The 16,071-nt window shown below is 47.5% G+C and carries 20 protein-coding genes; 9 read left to right on the plus strand and 11 right to left on the minus strand.

Features of this window, described 5'->3' with window-relative positions:
• Positions 1 to 50: 50 nt before the first annotated feature.
• Positions 51 to 935 (minus strand): CoB--CoM heterodisulfide reductase iron-sulfur subunit B family protein, encoded by an 885-nt coding sequence (locus NC981_RS23880; protein WP_348245326.1) that lies wholly within the window; start codon positions 933 to 935, stop codon positions 51 to 53.
• Positions 936 to 1,252: 317 nt separating this feature from the next.
• Between NC981_RS23880 and NC981_RS23885 the strand changes: the two genes are divergently transcribed.
• Complete coding sequence (locus tag NC981_RS23885; RefSeq protein WP_190379374.1) at positions 1,253 to 1,390, plus strand: hypothetical protein; 138 nt, start codon at positions 1,253 to 1,255, stop codon at positions 1,388 to 1,390.
• Here NC981_RS23885 and NC981_RS23890 read toward each other — a convergent pair.
• The 5 genes from NC981_RS23890 to NC981_RS23910 all read right to left on the minus strand — a co-directional run bounded on the left by NC981_RS23890 (position 1,380) and on the right by NC981_RS23910 (position 4,138).
• Positions 1,380 to 1,817, minus strand: coding sequence for a DUF3037 domain-containing protein (locus NC981_RS23890; protein WP_348245327.1), 438 nt, complete (start codon positions 1,815 to 1,817; stop codon positions 1,380 to 1,382). The two genes, NC981_RS23885 and NC981_RS23890, sit on opposite strands and share 11 nt — an antisense overlap.
• Entirely contained in the window at positions 1,795 to 2,577 is a 783-nt protein-coding gene (locus NC981_RS23895) for a HipA family kinase (RefSeq protein ID WP_348245328.1), read from the minus strand. The genes NC981_RS23890 and NC981_RS23895 overlap by 23 nt, the downstream gene beginning before the upstream one ends.
• Positions 2,578 to 2,681: 104 nt before the next feature.
• Positions 2,682 to 3,587: a glutaminase gene (locus tag NC981_RS23900; RefSeq protein WP_348245329.1), complete on the minus strand. Its 906-nt coding sequence runs from the start codon at positions 3,585 to 3,587 to the stop codon at positions 2,682 to 2,684.
• Between the two features lie 47 nt (positions 3,588 to 3,634).
• Positions 3,635 to 3,961 carry a carbon dioxide-concentrating mechanism protein CcmK gene (locus NC981_RS23905; RefSeq protein WP_190379378.1) on the minus strand — a complete coding sequence of 109 codons (327 nt, stop codon included), beginning with the start codon at positions 3,959 to 3,961 and terminating at the stop codon, positions 3,635 to 3,637.
• Positions 3,962 to 4,078: 117 nt separating this feature from the next.
• Positions 4,079 to 4,138: a hypothetical protein gene (locus NC981_RS23910; protein WP_348245341.1), complete on the minus strand. Its 60-nt coding sequence runs from the start codon at positions 4,136 to 4,138 to the stop codon at positions 4,079 to 4,081.
• Between NC981_RS23910 and NC981_RS23915 the strand changes: the two genes are divergently transcribed.
• The gene (locus NC981_RS23915) at positions 4,113 to 4,325 is read left to right on the plus strand and encodes a hypothetical protein (RefSeq protein ID WP_348245342.1); all 213 of its coding nucleotides are present in this window, start codon (positions 4,113 to 4,115) and stop codon (positions 4,323 to 4,325) included. The genes NC981_RS23910 and NC981_RS23915 overlap by 26 nt on opposite strands.
• Before the next feature lie 475 nt (positions 4,326 to 4,800).
• Positions 4,801 to 6,201, plus strand: coding sequence for a hypothetical protein (locus NC981_RS23920; protein WP_348245330.1), 1,401 nt, complete (start codon positions 4,801 to 4,803; stop codon positions 6,199 to 6,201).
• Here NC981_RS23920 and NC981_RS23925 read toward each other — a convergent pair.
• Positions 6,193 to 7,083, minus strand: a complete 891-nt coding sequence (locus NC981_RS23925; protein ID WP_348245331.1) for a UPF0104 family protein — start codon at positions 7,081 to 7,083, stop codon at positions 6,193 to 6,195. The genes NC981_RS23920 and NC981_RS23925 overlap by 9 nt on opposite strands.
• A gap of 241 nt (positions 7,084 to 7,324) precedes the next feature.
• On the opposite strand from NC981_RS23925, the gene NC981_RS23930 reads away from it, so the two are divergent.
• On the plus strand, positions 7,325 to 7,723 hold the full coding sequence (locus NC981_RS23930) for a hypothetical protein (RefSeq protein WP_348245332.1): 399 nt from the start codon (positions 7,325 to 7,327) through the stop codon (positions 7,721 to 7,723).
• Positions 7,724 to 7,762: 39 nt separating this feature from the next.
• On the plus strand, positions 7,763 to 8,371 hold the full coding sequence (locus NC981_RS23935) for a DUF6658 family protein (protein ID WP_190379383.1): 609 nt from the start codon (positions 7,763 to 7,765) through the stop codon (positions 8,369 to 8,371).
• A gap of 76 nt (positions 8,372 to 8,447) precedes the next feature.
• Here NC981_RS23935 and NC981_RS23940 read toward each other — a convergent pair whose 3' ends face one another.
• From NC981_RS23940 to NC981_RS23950, 3 genes are all read right to left on the minus strand, one after another.
• Positions 8,448 to 9,269: an alpha/beta hydrolase gene (locus NC981_RS23940; protein WP_348245333.1), complete on the minus strand. Its 822-nt coding sequence runs from the start codon at positions 9,267 to 9,269 to the stop codon at positions 8,448 to 8,450.
• A gap of 204 nt (positions 9,270 to 9,473) precedes the next feature.
• A complete protein-coding gene (locus NC981_RS23945) occupies positions 9,474 to 10,598 on the minus strand; it encodes a HAMP domain-containing sensor histidine kinase (protein ID WP_348245334.1) in 1,125 nt (374 codons plus the stop codon).
• On the minus strand, positions 10,595 to 11,299 hold the full coding sequence (locus tag NC981_RS23950; RefSeq protein WP_348245335.1) for a response regulator transcription factor: 705 nt from the start codon (positions 11,297 to 11,299) through the stop codon (positions 10,595 to 10,597). Before NC981_RS23950 ends, NC981_RS23945 begins: the two co-directional genes overlap by 4 nt.
• A gap of 221 nt (positions 11,300 to 11,520) precedes the next feature.
• Between NC981_RS23950 and NC981_RS23955 the strand changes: the two genes are divergently transcribed.
• Together NC981_RS23955 and NC981_RS23960 are read left to right on the plus strand one after the other, a co-directional pair.
• Positions 11,521 to 11,649, plus strand: a complete 129-nt coding sequence (locus tag NC981_RS23955) for a photosystem II reaction center protein Ycf12 (protein ID WP_190379387.1) — start codon at positions 11,521 to 11,523, stop codon at positions 11,647 to 11,649.
• Between the two features lie 353 nt (positions 11,650 to 12,002).
• Positions 12,003 to 12,881, plus strand: a complete 879-nt coding sequence (locus NC981_RS23960) for an N-acetylmuramoyl-L-alanine amidase (RefSeq protein ID WP_348245336.1) — start codon at positions 12,003 to 12,005, stop codon at positions 12,879 to 12,881.
• A 13-nt stretch (positions 12,882 to 12,894) separates the two neighbouring features.
• Here the strand turns inward: NC981_RS23960 and NC981_RS23965 are convergent, their stop codons facing one another.
• The gene (locus NC981_RS23965; protein WP_348245337.1) at positions 12,895 to 13,620 is read right to left on the minus strand and encodes a membrane-binding protein; all 726 of its coding nucleotides are present in this window, start codon (positions 13,618 to 13,620) and stop codon (positions 12,895 to 12,897) included.
• Between the two features lie 225 nt (positions 13,621 to 13,845).
• On the opposite strand from NC981_RS23965, the gene NC981_RS23970 reads away from it, so the two are divergent.
• Complete coding sequence (locus NC981_RS23970) at positions 13,846 to 15,282, plus strand: DUF3370 domain-containing protein (protein WP_348245338.1); 1,437 nt, start codon at positions 13,846 to 13,848, stop codon at positions 15,280 to 15,282.
• Positions 15,283 to 15,286: 4 nt separating this feature from the next.
• Positions 15,287 to 15,922 carry a lysophospholipid acyltransferase family protein gene (locus NC981_RS23975; protein ID WP_348245339.1) on the plus strand — a complete coding sequence of 212 codons (636 nt, stop codon included), beginning with the start codon at positions 15,287 to 15,289 and terminating at the stop codon, positions 15,920 to 15,922.
• Positions 15,923 to 16,071: the final 149 nt, after the last annotated feature.

The following is a 16,071-nucleotide window of genomic DNA, read 5'->3' on the forward strand; positions in this document are numbered from 1 at the left end:
CTTGCGAAGCATGACGGATTCATGCTTTCATTCAGCAACGTCAGATTTTTCTATCGTCCTAATTTTGCCAGTACGGGTTGTGTGGAAACAATATGCCGATCGAGTCCTAATTCTTGGGGTGAAACGCCGATCGCGAGTGCGACGAGTTGCGACAGATGCAGCACAGGTAAGCCGAGTGTTTTTCCGGTCATTTGCTCCACTTCCGGCTGGCGAGAATCTAAATTCAGGTGGCACAGGGGGCAAGGTGTGACCAGACAATCGGCTCCAGCCGCGATCGCTTCTTCGATATGGGTTCCTGCCATTTTGAAAGATTGCTCAGTGGCATAGCTCGCCAAGGGCCAGCCGCAGCACTGAGTCCGTCCGCGATAGTAAACCGGAGTGGCTCCGATCGCCTCAAACAGATTTTCCATTGATTTCGGATTAAACGGATCATCGTAGGGGTGATTCTGTGCGCGCAAGAGGTAGCAGCCGTAGAAAGCCGCGCACTTTAGACCGGAAAGTCTGTGTGTGACTTTGGCGGCGATCGCCTCTAATCCGTAATCGCTAACTAATGCCCACAGAAGATGTTTTACTTCGCTTGTGCCTTTGTAGGGCGAACACCCTTCTTTTTTCAGAAAGCCGTTAACTTGATTCAAATAGTCCGGCTCTGCCGATTTCAACCGTTCATCAACGTGCCCGATCACACCTTGACAAGTGCTGCAATGCGTTAACAAGGGTAAGTTCAATTCTTCTGCTAATGTGATATTTCTAGCGTTCACGGTATCTTCGAGCAGTTGCGAATCTTCCTTAAACGTTCCCGATCCACAGCAGGAAGCTTTTTTCAGTTCAATCAGTTCGATGCCGAGCGATCGTGCCACCGCTTTGGTAGATTGATCTAACTCGCGACAGGCTCCCTGCGCCACACAACCGGGAAAATAAGCGTACTTGAGTACCATAAACCCACCTTGGAGAAGCGTTTGACTCTGATGGTACTGCGAACTGATGATCTCATTAAGGCTTTCTCCCGTAATTCCTCGGTTTTACTGATTATTCTTAATCTTCGGATGCAGAGAGATTACAAAATATCAAAGATGATTTAACTCTAAAGCTGGATTTTCTCTGAGATTGTTCTGTCCAAAATAATGATACCAAATTGATTTGTGGATGCGACAGATTCTCGCCCCCTAAATCCCCCATTCTGGGGGACTTTGAGTATGATCTGTCGCGCTCTATGTTTAATTCGGTAGACTAAATTATTCAAGGAAATACTGTTATGAAATCCAATACTGAATCCACAGAAGGTAAGAAGTCCTCAGCAGTTCTTCTCACCAGTACATTAATTGGCGTGCTGTCGATCGTACTTTTAGCGGCGTTCTACTACTTCAGCACCAACACTCACATCATGAACTAACTGATTCTATCCGGGCAGGTACAACGATCGTATCTGTCCGGGCAGGACGCACCATCTTATTCAGCAAATCTTCGAGAACTGCGGTTAAGTCCTCACACAGTCCGGTGTGAACTCGTGAAGTTTGAATGATCGTACTGCGGGGTGCAACTAACCAATGGAATCGCTCTCGTTGTGGAAGCTGCCCGATCGCTCCTGCTTGCTTGCCACCCGCGCAAATCGTTGGAATCGCGGCAAGATGCTGGCGCACCAATTCAAGATCGATCGTCGAATCGAGAGCAATGACCCGACTTTCATCGAGTTCCATTCGCGCTTGTAGCAATTTGCGGGTTGGACAAGAGACAATCACGCCAACATTAACAAACTCTTCTCGCTCTACTTTGGGAACAACGCGAACGATCGCATAATCATAGGGCAAGCGGTCGGGCACGGATAGCCTCCTCTAAGAAATGACGGGGTTGCTCTAATCGAGCGTATAGGTACTCAATGTAGGCCGATCGATGCTCATCAGGCTGCGAAAACGGAGTGTTCTCAACGAGCCACGACTCCGGGATGAGATTGACCAGCGATTCAATCACCTGCGGTGTGAGTTGTTCAGACATTTTTGAGTCTACCGCTTCTAGTTCCGTCGCAAACCGCAGCAGCACATGATCTTTGATTGCAGGAAATCGATCTTTGCTGCGCTGAAGATAGTTTGTCCAGGTGTGATGAAAGTAAAGTGCGGCACCATGATCAATCAGCCAGAGATTGCGGTGCCAAACGAGCATATTGGCATTACGAGCGGTGCGATCGACATTGGTTGCATACGCATCAAGCCAGACAATTCTCGAAGCGAGTTCTGCATCTGCTGTTCCGGCGACTGGATCAAACGTGATTGAACCCGGAAGATAGTCCAGCGCTAAATTCAGACCGGCACTGGCGCGGATGAGATCTTGAATTTCGGGATCAGGTTCTGTGCGGGCAAGGTCAGGATTGAGATCAATAAAAACAATCTCAGGAACCGGAAGTCCGATCGATCGAGCCATCTCACCGACCATCAATTCCGCAATCAGAGATTTCGCTCCCTGACCCGCGCCCCGAAACTTCAACACATACATTCCATCATCATCGGCTTCGACGATCGCAGGCAGCGATCCACCTTCGCGCAGCGGCGTGACATAGCGAGTTGCTGTCACTGTTCGTAACTTCATGATTTAGCGCCGTTTGAACAGGACAAATCATAGCGCATTGGGGATGACGCGAAAGACGCAATCGATCGCGTCTTTCACTTCAGAAAGTCACTTCAGAAAGTTCATTACCTAAACACACTCAATCCCAATTCTTGAGACAGCTTTTCGATCAAAAATATTCCTGCAACCGAATTTCCTACGGGATCGATCGCGGGGCTGTAACAGGCGATCGCGCCTTGCTTCGGAACGATCGCTAGTAGCGCTCCACTGACTCCAGATTTCATCGGCAATCCCACGGTTACGGCAAAGGCGCTTGATGCCTCATATAATCCACAAGTCAACATCAACGCTGACACGATTTGTTGGTGGACTGGAAAGATTCGATCGTGCGGTTTGGCTAACAATAGGCCTAATTTTGCCAAGTCCGCGATCGTGCCCGACAAGCAACAGATTTGGTTATAAGTATCGATCGCAATATCGACACGATCGATTAACTGGCGCTGCGCCAGAAGATCCGCGATCGTCCGATTGGTTTGATTAGGCAGCGAACGCACCGAATCCAATGCTTTCTCATCCAGCCTAAATTCTGTGTATGCCAGATTATTCAACCATTGACGAAAGGCTTCACATCTCGCGGTTCCAGAGGCTTTTGGCATTAATCCAGTTAGCGCGATCGCGCCACTATTAATCATTGGATTGCGAGGGTGCCCCTCATCGAGCTTGAGTTGTGCGATCGAATGAAAGGGCTGATCTGATGGCTGTGTTCCCACCTGCTGAAACACGCGCTCAATCCCGACTTGCTCTAGCAAAAACAAGAGCAAAAACGGCTTTACCACGCTCATTAGCACAAAGGGCTGAGCCAAATCGCCTGCAATCAAATTCTGATCGCCGATCGTTTGCACCGCTAAGAGTTGAGCATCAACCTGCGCCAATTGAGGAATATAGTCTGGCAAGCGTCCTTGAAGCGTCAATTGCCGCGCTTGAGCAACCCAACCCTCAAGGTCAGCCTGTGTAAGATTTGCCAGAGACATGAAAGAACGAAAAAGGAAATCAACAGGAGTATAGCCTTTTCCGATTCTTAGACGCGATTGAATTCGTCCGTGCGATCGCTGTAGTCGATTGGTAAAACCACCATTAAGTTGTCATCTGGACGCGGAATATAGTGCGATGACAAGAAGAGCTTGTCACCTTCCTTGTAGGAGTGCATCTTTTTCGCTGCTTCCAGTCCTGCTTCGACAGAAATCTTCACCTCTGATACATCGCCCCGCACGACGATCGTCACGTATGCCCCGCTGACTTTTTCCATTTCAACGAGCGTAACTCGTGCGGCTTTAACCATGACATCGGCAACAGCCAGCGCAGGCGGCAATCCGCGCACTTCTACCATTCCAACCGCTTTTGCCATAACCGAAAACTCCCTTCCATTTTCCGCGCAGTATCTAGATTATTACAGTTTGTCTATGGTTTGACAGATCTGCGATCGTTGCTTCCACTGTTCATTGTGATTAGGAATTCTAATCAATCAGCGACGTTTCCGTTGTAATATTCCCGCAATTGTGATCGCGGCTCCTGAACCCAGTATTGTGACGGGTTCTGGGGCAGCCGTTGGAGTAGAGGTGATGCGGGCACGAGCTGCGATCGGGGAAAATGGAATTGCACTCCGGCTTAAATCGACTCGCGTGATTCTGACCGACCCATTGGCTGAGGTCGTGTTATCCCCTAAAAAGATGAAGTTCGGTAAGTTATGGGGCATTCCTTCGGGTGAGTAGTTGCGGAGCTTGCCTGTCAGGATGGGTGCTTGAAAGTTGCGATTGGCGAAAAGCCCGTAGCGGTCTCCTTTGTCTGTGCTTTTGCTTGGGTTGCGACGATCGTTAGAATCAGTCCTGCAATGAGTGCTGTTTTCATCCCTTATGTCCTCTGACGATGGGTAATCGGATTGAGGTAGAAGCACCCTGCACCTAGCAGAATACAACTGAACTTTGCAAACCCATATCCTCTTTATGAGAACTTTATTGCGGCGGCTGGTCTTATTCTGACCGCACTCCGATCGCGAAAGAATGGTGAACGAGAATCGCAGTGCTTCGCATGTGGAGCTTTTTGACGGAAGTTGAACGATCGCGGCGATTGTTTGCTCATCTGTAGGTAGTGGGCAAACTGAAGCAAGAGGCGCTGAATTCGCAGTATCACCTAGAGGTTCTACCTGAGTTTGCGCGAATGGGTCTCGTTCGTTATGGTGCTAGAGTCATGAGTAAAACATCAGGTTCACCTGATCGTAATTCGGGAAGCGGAGAGCAAGCGGGGACAATCGATCAGTTTGACGATGAAATAGTTTCTAGCCATCAACTGAATCGATTGACTACATCACCAAAAATTCAGCAGGCTCAAGAAACGCTTTATCAGTTCTTTCTGGAAGTTGTGAGGCAATGGTTTCCAGAAGAAGTTTTACTAGAATTTAAGCGTTTATTTCTCTGCAATGGCGATTTCGCAGGTTCTAGAGTTTCTCACGCGATCGAGCAGCTTATTGCTCAACAGAACGAAATTGAATTTAGAAATGCCCTAAAGCGCTGCTGCTATATCCTAGTTAATAACTGGGATGCTACACGGCACTATACTGCAATCCAATCTCTTATCCAATCTTTTCAGGAGTTTGAAGCTCAATCTCAACTCGCTAATTCAAATCTTAAGCATTTAGAAAGCTGGATTCAGAATTTTATTAATAGTAAGGATTACGAAGATCTAAAACTCTTTGCCACTCGAAATGAGAATCGGCAGAAAAAATGGATTAATCGTTACATCTCTTACTTATTGGTTCCACAATATGTTGAAAGCAATAATCCCATTGAGCAGCGAGAAGCAGCACGGGCGCTTTCCAGGCAGTTAAAAGACCGATTTAAGTTTGATTTAGCAATGTATATTGCAAAATCTCAATCTGCGGTAGTACCCGGAAAGACACCCGAAAATCCGACCGCTTTAGGGGATAACGTTTTGATGCTGGTTAAAGCGATCGTTGCAAAACGAGGGCAATTCAGCTACGAAAACCTAGCCAATATTTTTATTAATCAGATTCAAACTCTGAACTACAGAGAATTTAAACAAAGCCTTCAGAAGTATCTGATTTTTTCAGTCGATCAGCATAGTAGCTTTGCGGTCATGCTTCAATCCAAATTAGCTGAAAAGCTCGATTCACTGTACATAGATTACGATTTCTTACCATTAACAGATGCTCTCGTTTTGAGAACTTGTAATCGTCTAATCGAGGTATTAACGACTGAAAACCGCCAAGATCCCTCACCGCTTTTCGTTGCTTTGCTGGCACAAGGCAATTCCATGACGTTAGTTATTGTTCTGTTAAAGTTGGTTCTCATTTGTAGCGCTTCAAGATCGCATCTTGAGGCACAGATTGCGATCTTAATCCGATATTATGATGAGTTGCCGGAGCAAGAGTGTAGCTGGATTATTAACTTCTTAGAAATCTTCAATGTGACGTTTGCAATTCACGCTGAAAACGTACAGTACAACCTCGTAAATATGCAGCAAACTCAGGCAGCGCTCCCCCAAACTTCGATCAATCCCGATCACTATCGAATTTTTTCTCAAATGAAACCAATTATTCGCCATGCTCTGAAATCTGATGAATCATCTTGACCATCGCTCGTCGATCGCGGCAAGTCCGGCTCCCATCGCCTCAGCCAAAGTATTCACGAATCGATAGAGCGCGACAACTGCAAGCACTTGGGCGCTTGGAAAGGCTTGGCTAAATATCGCCACGGCGATCGCTTCAAACACACCAATCCCCCCTGGCAAACCCGGAATGATAAATCCAAGGAGCCACGCCCAAGCAAACCCACTGAATAATAACGGTAGTTCTGCACTAGATATCGATCGCAGCGCTAGAAACGTCAAAATAAATCCAACCGATCGCAATCCCAAAAATCCTAATTCACCTAGAAGCGATAACAACGGGTATCGATCAAGCTGAATCAAGCCCGTTGATTGCTTCAGTTTGCTCACCTGCTTCAGCGCAACATTGAGAAAGACCGGATGAATGGCAATCAATATCACAATCACGACCGCGCATTGCAGCCAAATTGCTGAGTGAAATCTCACCATTGCAAAGAAGCAAGCGGCTCCAGCCATCAGAAGCGACTCAAGTAGAATGCTCAGCGTTGCAGGCGCGATCGGAATTCCAATTTGTTTCGCTGCATTAATGCGCCCATAGAAATGCCAAACATTTCCTGGCAAGTATTTTGCAATATTAGTTTTGAGATACGTTTGTGCACCCCAACTGCCAGAAACTCGATAAGACAAAACGCCTAAAATCCAACTCCAAACATAGCCTGCGAAAATGTGAGCGAATAGCGTCACCCCGATCGCAATCGCAAGGCAAGCAATCCCCCTGCCATCGATCCGCAATTTCGTAACTTCTTGCCAGTGTTTTTGCAGCGATTGAAATAAAAAGAAAACAACCGCAGTGAGAATAAGCCAGCGGAGTGTGGATTTAAACCATTTCGCCCGAAAACGCTGCATGAGTTCTTGAATGAATCGCCCTTCTTAGCGTAATCCTTCTGAAGACAGAAAGAAATCGACCTCCCTACTAGCGCGAATGTGACTTGCGTTAGAGGTAGAAATTCAAGTCAGATATGTATGTTTGAGACGCATCAATAAACTGAATTGCTAGAGTTTCAGCCTTTACCTCTGAAACCCTGCTTGCTGATTTGACAAACATAAGCGGAATTGACTTCCGTTCGACACAAAAAGGAGCGCAGGAATGAAACTGATTCGTTTGCAGCTAAAACGACTCAAAAATATTGGACAGCTTTTAGCGACCGTTGCGATCGCGCTTGTTCTGACCCTAAATACTGCTTACAGTAGCGCAACGCCTCTTTTCGTAGCCGATCTCGGCGTGAATACCAATGGCTCAGACATGATTTACAAAGGGTCGGATGTCTCTAACTCGAAGAACCCTGACGTTGGAGCCGTTCAACAAACCTCATTGCCGCCTTTGCCGAATGAGAAACAGCCGATGATCGATCGTGCTGACCCAAGCTCGAAAGTGCTTGAAAGAGCAGGTCAATCGGTACAAGATGCTTCAGCGTTTCTCAAAGACACGGCAAATGCTGCCAATCAGCGCCCCGAAAGCAAAATGAATCCCGCGATCGAAAAGTAGTATTTCAACTTTCATGATTTAACTTCAATGGAGATTCTTATGAAGAAAATTGCATCCTTTATCAAAGCGACCCGCTTAAAACAAATTGCGATCGTGTTTTTTGCAGGCGTGATGTTGTTATTGAATACCGCTTGCAGCAATGCCGCTCAAGCGAAAACGCCTAAAGCTCAAATGGATGATGGTGGTTCGCATCCAGTTGGACAAACTCAGCCCTATGAAGGCGGAATGAACAATTTTAGCGATACGCCTCCTGGACAAATTCCAACGGATAAGGCAAAATCCCTGGTTGACAACGCAAAACGCAACATCACCAGTAACGATCCGACGAAGGCAGAACCTCGCAACGCTGAACTCTACAAAAATCCTGGTTATGCGGCTGAGCGGACAAAGGACACCTTGGGTAATGCTGTAAACAGTCGTGCAAACAACGCCAAAGAAGAAGCGAAAAAAGTTGGCGATCGCATCAGCGCATCCGGTGAACGGGCAGTTGAAAAAACGAAAGAATTAGGTGAGCGCATTCAACAGGGCGCTGGAAACGTTTCAGATAACGTCGGTAACAGCGTTGCTGGTGCAGGTGAAGATACCAAGTTCAAAGCCAAAGAAGCTCGCAAATCGCTGAATGATGCTGTGAAAGACGCGATCGACTAATCTTGTTTCTCCTCTAGTTACCTCAAGTCACTGCTGCCAAGGTTGAAGCCTTGGCTTTCTTGTGGCAAAAATTGAGTCATGGTTGCACATCTGTATGAATCCAATCTGAAATCGCTTGATTTACAACTTCAGGAGCTTCTGCCATCACTAAATGCCCGACGTTTGAAACTGTAATGTGCTGGCTTCGAGGTTGATCATGAAGCAAATTCGCTAACCACTGATGTCCCATCGTGGGTGGAAACATCGGGTCATCGCTGCCTGTAATCACCGTAACGGGGCACTTCAACGGATGATGCTGCGCGTCATAGCCCCAAAACGCTTCGATCGCTTCGTAAGGATGAGCATCACTCGGAACCTGATTGCGATCGTGAAACTCTATTAAGGCTGCATTAGATTCTGAAACCATCAGTGATCGCAGCAATCCCTGAACCAATTGCCAGTGATAAAGATGATGTCCACCGAGCGCAAAGAACTTAATTAGAGGAATCTCCCACCAAGGCGTAAGATTGTGCGTCCCCCCTCCGATGGCGATCAGCGCAGTTGCTTCATATCGCCGCACCCACTCTAATCCGACAGGAACACCGTAGCTGTGACAGCACAAAATCGGGCGATGAATCTTGAAATGCTGAAGCAGTCGCGTTAAATCGCGGCGATGCCGTCCGATCGAATAGCGCTGATACCGCCCTGATTGTCCATGTCCCGCCAAATCATAGGCGAGAATTTCTTGTCCCTGCGATCGAAAATAATCCCACTGCAAACACCAATTCAAGCGACTGCCCAAACCACCGTGCACAAAGACGATCGCCGGAGATTTTCCAGGGGCGTGAGCAACTTGGAGCGTTACCTTACCGAGTTTAATGGGTGATCCATCGAGGCTAGCAGCAGTCAGTCGCGTCATTTAGGGTTTGCGGTTAGAGTAGGAGCGATGACTCTGCGGGAACAAGTAGCCCATGAAGACAAGTCCCCCTAACGTAATTGCGCCAATGATTAACACAACAAGAGCTATAGGAAGCATAACAGGGGTTAAGGATTTGACTCTACTACTGTAGGAAACTCATTTGACAAGCTCGTGTCTCTCCTATCTCGAAGCAGTGACACCCCCCTACTCTCGCAACGATAGAAGCTTGGATTTTTCAGCCGCAATCGGCAGAGAGAACCGAAATGTACTACCTTTACCAACCTCGCTTTCTACTTCAATCGTGCCTTTTTGCAGTTCCACAAGCCGCCGACAGATGGCAAGCCCGATGCCGGTTCCACCAGAATGGCGATCGCGCGATCGATCCGATCTCCAAAACCGCTCAAAGACATGAGGCAGATCTTCAGGCTTAATTCCCTGTCCTGTGTCTTCGACTGCAATCCAAATCCGTTCCAGTTCTGTCCAAGCTCTAAGAGTAATGCTGCCCTGCGGCGTGTAGCGTAAAGCATTGCCAACCAGATTGATTAACACTTGCTCGACTCGTTCTGGATCGGCTGAAGCAAGCGGCAAAGACTCTGGACAATCCACGCTGAGTGCGGGACTATCCTCCATCAGTTGATCAGAAAATTTCTGCACGATCGCGACCAGGAGCGGACGAATTGCTAACGGTTGCAGATGAATCGGTAGATAACCTGCTTCTGCTTTTGAGAGTTCTTGCAAATCATTGACGAGGCGACGCAAACGCACGGTTTCTCTTACAAGACGTTGATAAATGTCAGGAGATGGCTCGATCGTGCCGTCCGCCAATCCTTCTAGATAGCCTTCGACCACCGTTAAAGGTGTCCGAAGTTCGTGCGTGAGATCTCCCACTAGATCGCGTCTACGCTGCTCTACTCCTTCAAGATCTTGCGCCATCCGGTTAAAGCTTTCAGCTAGTCGATTGAGTTCGGGAATTTCGTTCTCAGGCACTCGCTCTTCTAAATGTCCAGCCGCAAAGCGCTGCGTAATTTGCTCCATCTGAATCAAAGGCTGCATGATTCGCTTTGACACCCAATAGCTCAGCCCGATCGCGGTTGTCCCCCCGACCACCACCGACCAAAATGCGCCCCGGCTCCAAGCTGATTCAAATCCATCGATCAGTCGCCCCTTGATCCGCACCACGCTAAAATCAATGCCCTGCAATTGTTCTAGATGCACCAAAAATAAGCGAGGGGTGTAAATCTTGCCAACCGTTATTAGGGTACTCAGACCCACGACCATCACAATCATGTGGGACAGAAATAAGCGAGTGCGGAGGTTCGGCTTGCTCATGTGGCGATGTCTTCAAATCTATAACCCACCCCAATCACCGTCTTAACAAAAGTAGGATTTGCGGGGTCAGGTTCAATTTTTTTTCTCAATCGTGCAATATGCGTATCGACAACGCGCTCATCCCCAAAAAAATTGCTGCCCCAAAGCTTGTCAATCAGTTGAGTTCGGTTCCAGACCCGCCCTGGATAACTCATAAAGGTGGAAAGCAGATCAAATTCTAGCGTGGTCAGATCCAAAGACTCAGTGCGATCGTCCTTTTGCCGTGCTGCTGATCGCTGATCCACATCAAGAATGAAGTTTTGAGTGCGGTAAACCTGTGATTGTCCTCCTTGGCGCATGGTGCGACGCAGCAGCGCCCGAACCCGCGCTACTAATTCCTTGGGGCTAAAAGGCTTGACCATATAATCATCTGCACCTGTCGATAATCCGATGATGCGATCGAGTTCTTCGCCCTTTGCTGTCAGCATCAGGATAAATGGGTCTTTACTTCCGGGTTTTTGCCGAACGCGAGCGCAAACTTCTAACCCATCGAGTCCAGGAATCATCAAATCGAGAATAATCAGGTCAGGCTTTTGCTCCTGGAAGATCTGTAAAGCAGAGATTCCATCGCGACAGGTACGACATGAAAATCCCTCTTTTTCCAGGTAGAGTTGAATCAGTTGAGCGATTTCCGCTTCGTCTTCGACAATCAAGATTTCCATAACGCCTGGTGTTCTAGCACGCCACCCATTTGTATAGCTCCCAATGTAGCAATTCGACAACTAAAGCCAGCTAAAATCTGAGCCAATGAATTTTCTATTACTAGCTTTGAGTCTTGTTGAGTTTTGTTAACTTCCTTAAGAATGATGCGATCGACCGATAAAATAACCTGTATCGAAGCTTCACGAATTTTATATAGAGCTTAGGGTAAACGGGGGGACAGATGGAGTTTTTGAGCTTTCTGAACGACATTAACTTTGAAGCGCTCGTTCAAGTGACCTTGGTTGCGATGGTTATGCTGGCAGGTCCAGTTGTAATCTTCTTGTTGGCGCTCCGGGGTGGGGATCTGTAAGCCTCCGAGATGGTGTGACTGAAGGATTGTTTGACTAAAAGTTTTATCAGATTTAAGAGAGAGTAGCTCCAAGGCTCGGTCGTCAAGGCGATCGAGCTTTTTCATGTCTCAAGTGCATAACTTATATCAAATGCATTATTAAAAGTAAAATCTTATTCTCCGTGTTAGGTATTATACAAAAGCTATTTGAAGAGCCTGCGAAATCAGCAGCCCGTATTCAAGTCGTCTATATATTTCTGAAAAACGGGTCGATCGATTGAAGTATCTGTTTGGGCACATTCCCAACTAAAGACGAATAGCACAAAGACGCTTCATTGCTCATTACACTTTGCTCAATCACATTAAGGTGCAATATGTCAGCAAAAATTTATCTGCACTGGACTGCAACCCATTACGACTGGGTTGTAAGAGATCATTACCATACGATTGTGACCGGTAATGGCAGAATTCATCGCCTGCATGACTATACGATTGATTTGTCCGGTCACACTTACAGACGGAACGATAACTCAATTGGCATCTCCTGTGCCTGTATGGGTGGAGAAGATCCTTGGGACTTACCACCAACTGATGCTCAAATCGAAGCCATGTGCCAGGAAGTGGCGCGAGTTGCCAAAAGCTGGAACTGGACAGAAAAAGACATCAATGTTAAATCCATCATGACCCACGCTGAAGCCGCTTCTAATCGGGATGGATGGATTGTGCATGAAAATTACGGGCCTTTAATGTGGGGAGGAACGGGAGAGCGCTGGGACTTCTTGCAGTTGTCCAGAAGAGGTGCTACGAATGGGGGTGACGTTCTTCGAGAAAAAATTCTCAAATACTTTCAAGGTGCTTCCCCCGCCCCTAAACCTCTGAAGTTTGTCAGCGATCAAACGATCGAGGCGAATGGCAAACCTCTAACTGTTTCGATCGATGAAAATGGATCATCCTGGGCTAGAGCCGGAGAGTTACTAACGCTCTATAATTTGTCCTACTTCTGGGATAGCAGTAAGCGCCGTATCTTAATTGGTAATTCAGACACTGCTCCGAAATATTTACAGGATAAAGTTCAACCGAGTGTTGGATACCCTCTGTTCGAGATGAGCCTTCAAGGCGGTAATTCACCGATTATTCTCACAGGGATTGTCCGAGACGGAAGGGCGCATTGCCGTGTTCTTGAGTTTGCAGAAGAATTTGGCATTACTGCATCATTCAATCCTCTCAAGCTTGGACGCAGACTTGGAGGTTGATTAAAAACTAGAATTACCTCACTCGTCGGCGCTGTGGTGATTGCACTTGCCGACGAGGATTTGCTCTAGATCGAGCGGGTCTAACCTGTGGTGGATTGCCATTGCGCCAGGCTCCTTGCGAGCGTCTGCCATCGGCAAAAATATAAGTTCCGCGCCCATTTCGCTGATTGTTCTGAAATGATCCCTCATAGCGATCGCCATTCGGATACATACAAACTCCAAATCCATTCAGGGCGTTCTGCCGAAACTCGCCCTCGCATCGAGTTCCATTCGCGTAGACAAATACTCCGCGCCCTTGCCGAACATTATTTTGAAAGGTTCCCTCGTAGCGATTTCCACTTAGGAAGGTACAGCGCCCAAATCCATTCAATGCGTTCGATCGAAAACTTCCTTCGCAGCGCGTCCCATCTCGATAAACAAAAATTCCTCGCCCTTCTCGCGCATTTTGGCGAAATTCACCCTCATAGCGATTACCACTAGCAAATTGACAAACACCCCGACCATTTAACAAGTTGTCCTGAAAGTTTCCTTCGCACCGAGTTCCATCTGGGTAAATGAATACCCCTGGACCTTCTCGTCTGTGCTGCCGTAGATTTCCCTGAAATCGGCTTCCGCTGGGAAACTGACACAGATGAAACCCAGTTAGCCAACCCTCGTTTAACCGACCTTCGCAGTAATCGCTGTTTTTGGGAGCCGCAACCGCAGCTTGAGATAATACTCCCAAGCCGATAAAATTCATGCTTAGGACAAAACCGAAAATACCTGGAATTGATCGCAGCTTAACGATTGAATCCCTAATCTCAGAGCAACTTTGCACCATAACGGAAGGCATAGGATACGACTTTGCGACAAATTCTATGCTTCATTAACGCAAAGAATGTTCAAAATGGAGCAGTATCAGGAGTGCCATTTTTGACTTCTGCTGTATATTCACTTTGATCCAAGTCGGTTTGATAGTCTTCTCATGTTCCTGATGTTGCCCCTCTTACCTCCTGCTCAGCTTTCTGCAAGGGTTCCAGTTTCTCCTGCTCCGATCGTTTCTCCACAACCCACAAACCAGGAAACACTTCCTCTACAAGAAAGTGTTCCACCCCAAGAATTCGTCGAAGCTCAAGAAATCCGCGCTCTTCCTGGCAAGCTGGATGATGTTCCTGTTTTTAATAGCAATAGTCCTGAAGTCGTCTTAACCGAAGGAATTTTGCTCTCGACTTTTCCTTCTGCTGGGATGCGTGTTCCTTCAGCCCATCTAAACTACGCCTTTAATGGCAGATTTGATATCTTTGCTCATCACATCTCTAGAGCCAGTAATCCTAACCAAACCCGATCGCTCTTTCAAGGTATCGTGATCTACAATCCCAACGATCGACCTGTTCAAGTAGATATCTCTCAAGCCGCGACCTACCTGACTCGTCCCGATGCTCTATTTATCGATCTTCCTCCTCACGTTGAAGATCCTGTTGGAACTGTTTTTGCAGGTCCTGGCAGTCGTGTTGTCGGCGATATACTGCGTGGACGTAGACAGACGAACCTTCCAACTGCCATGATCATTCCCCCAAAGCAGGCTCAAATGCTGATGAACTTGCCCATTCCAGCAGGAACAGTCACCCCAACTTCTAATGGTCGCTCCACATTAATGCGCCTCTTTAGTCAAGCGCCCGTTTATGTCGCCACGCTGGCAATGTTTGCTCCCCTGAATCCGAATCGCACCGAGCGAGTTCCTACGATCGAAGAATGGCTGAATCTGCTTGTCAATGCGGGTGTTGCAGGACCTAGAGATATTCCCCCTACTCCCCCTAACTCCAAAACGACAAACATTACCTATGGCCGAGTGGCAGGTGTCTCCAAAGGCTCCGAGTGGAAAGCACAGATCACCGATAACCGAAAAGATTATCTCAGTATTCCAAGTCCCGGTCATGCCTTTTCTTACGGTCTCAGTACCCTTGAGCAAGGCACATTTGCCACAGGACAAATCCAGAGTGCGCCCATGCTCGTCCGCTATCCTGATACTGCTTACCTCGCTAATGGAAACTATGCAACCCATTACAACCTGACGCTGCCTCTGCGAAATACAACTCGTCAAGCTCAAACGGTTTCAATCTCGATCGAAACGCCAATCAAACAAGACCGCAGCCGCAATGAACTTGTATTTCTCAACCCGCCCGACCCCCGCATCTTCTTCCGTGGCACGGTTCGTCTTCGCTATCTTGACGAACGCTCCATTCCCAAAACCCGTTTCATTCACCTCGTTCAACGTCGAGGTCAAAAAGGTAGCTCTCTCCTGAATTTGACGCTTCCACCCAGCACGACTCGATCGGTCGAGGTTGATTTTCTCTATCCACCCGATGCTACCCCTCCCCAAGTCCTCACCGTCCGAACTTTATCTAATTTCATAGGTCGATAACATCGTGTTTAGCCTTGCTACTGTTGAACCCTGGCTTTATTGGTCGCTCTATCCAATTCATCGAGCAGTTCTAAAACTTTACTTTGGCTCGATCAAAATCCACGGACGGGAGTATCTACCCAAACAAGGTCCCTTAATCTTGGCTTCTAAACACTCCAGCCGTTGGGACCCTCTTGTTCTCTCACTTCTTAGCCGGGAACCCCTCAGATTTATGACCAACGCAAACCAGTTTGAAGGAATTCAAGGCTGGCTGATCGAGCGGCTTGGCGCATTTCCAGTCAATCTTTCTCGTCCTAGCATTTCTAGTATGCGATGTGCTGTAGACCTACTTTGTGCTGGGTGTAAACTCGTCATTTTTCCAGAAGGCGGAATCGTGCGCGATCGTCCCTTACGAGAATTCAAAACCGGACTGGCTCGATTAGTGCTGCAAGCGGAAGCGAGTGGAAGGGTGCAAGTACCGATCGTGCCGATCTCGCTCTCCTACTCTCCTACTGCCTCACCCCGCGCAAATATCATTATTCGCATCAGCGCCCCCCTCTATACAAGCGCCTATTGCCAGGAAAACGATAAGAAAACTGCCGAGCTTCTTACTCAAGCCCTCTATTCCAAAATCCTGGGAAGCCTACTGCACAAGAGTTAATGCCACCTCTCTAGAAATCCCGAAATTTTTTTGGTCAACCTGCTTGACATCCTCCTTCTGTTCCGGCTATATTGATTAAGCGGTGAGGGAAGCCGAGCGAAAGCGACGCACTTCACAGTGCTTGAACCGATATACAACAGAATAGTTTA

It is taken from the genome of Leptolyngbya sp. DQ-M1 (assembly GCF_039962505.1).
GTDB lineage: Bacteria > Cyanobacteriota > Cyanobacteriia > Leptolyngbyales > Leptolyngbyaceae > Leptolyngbya.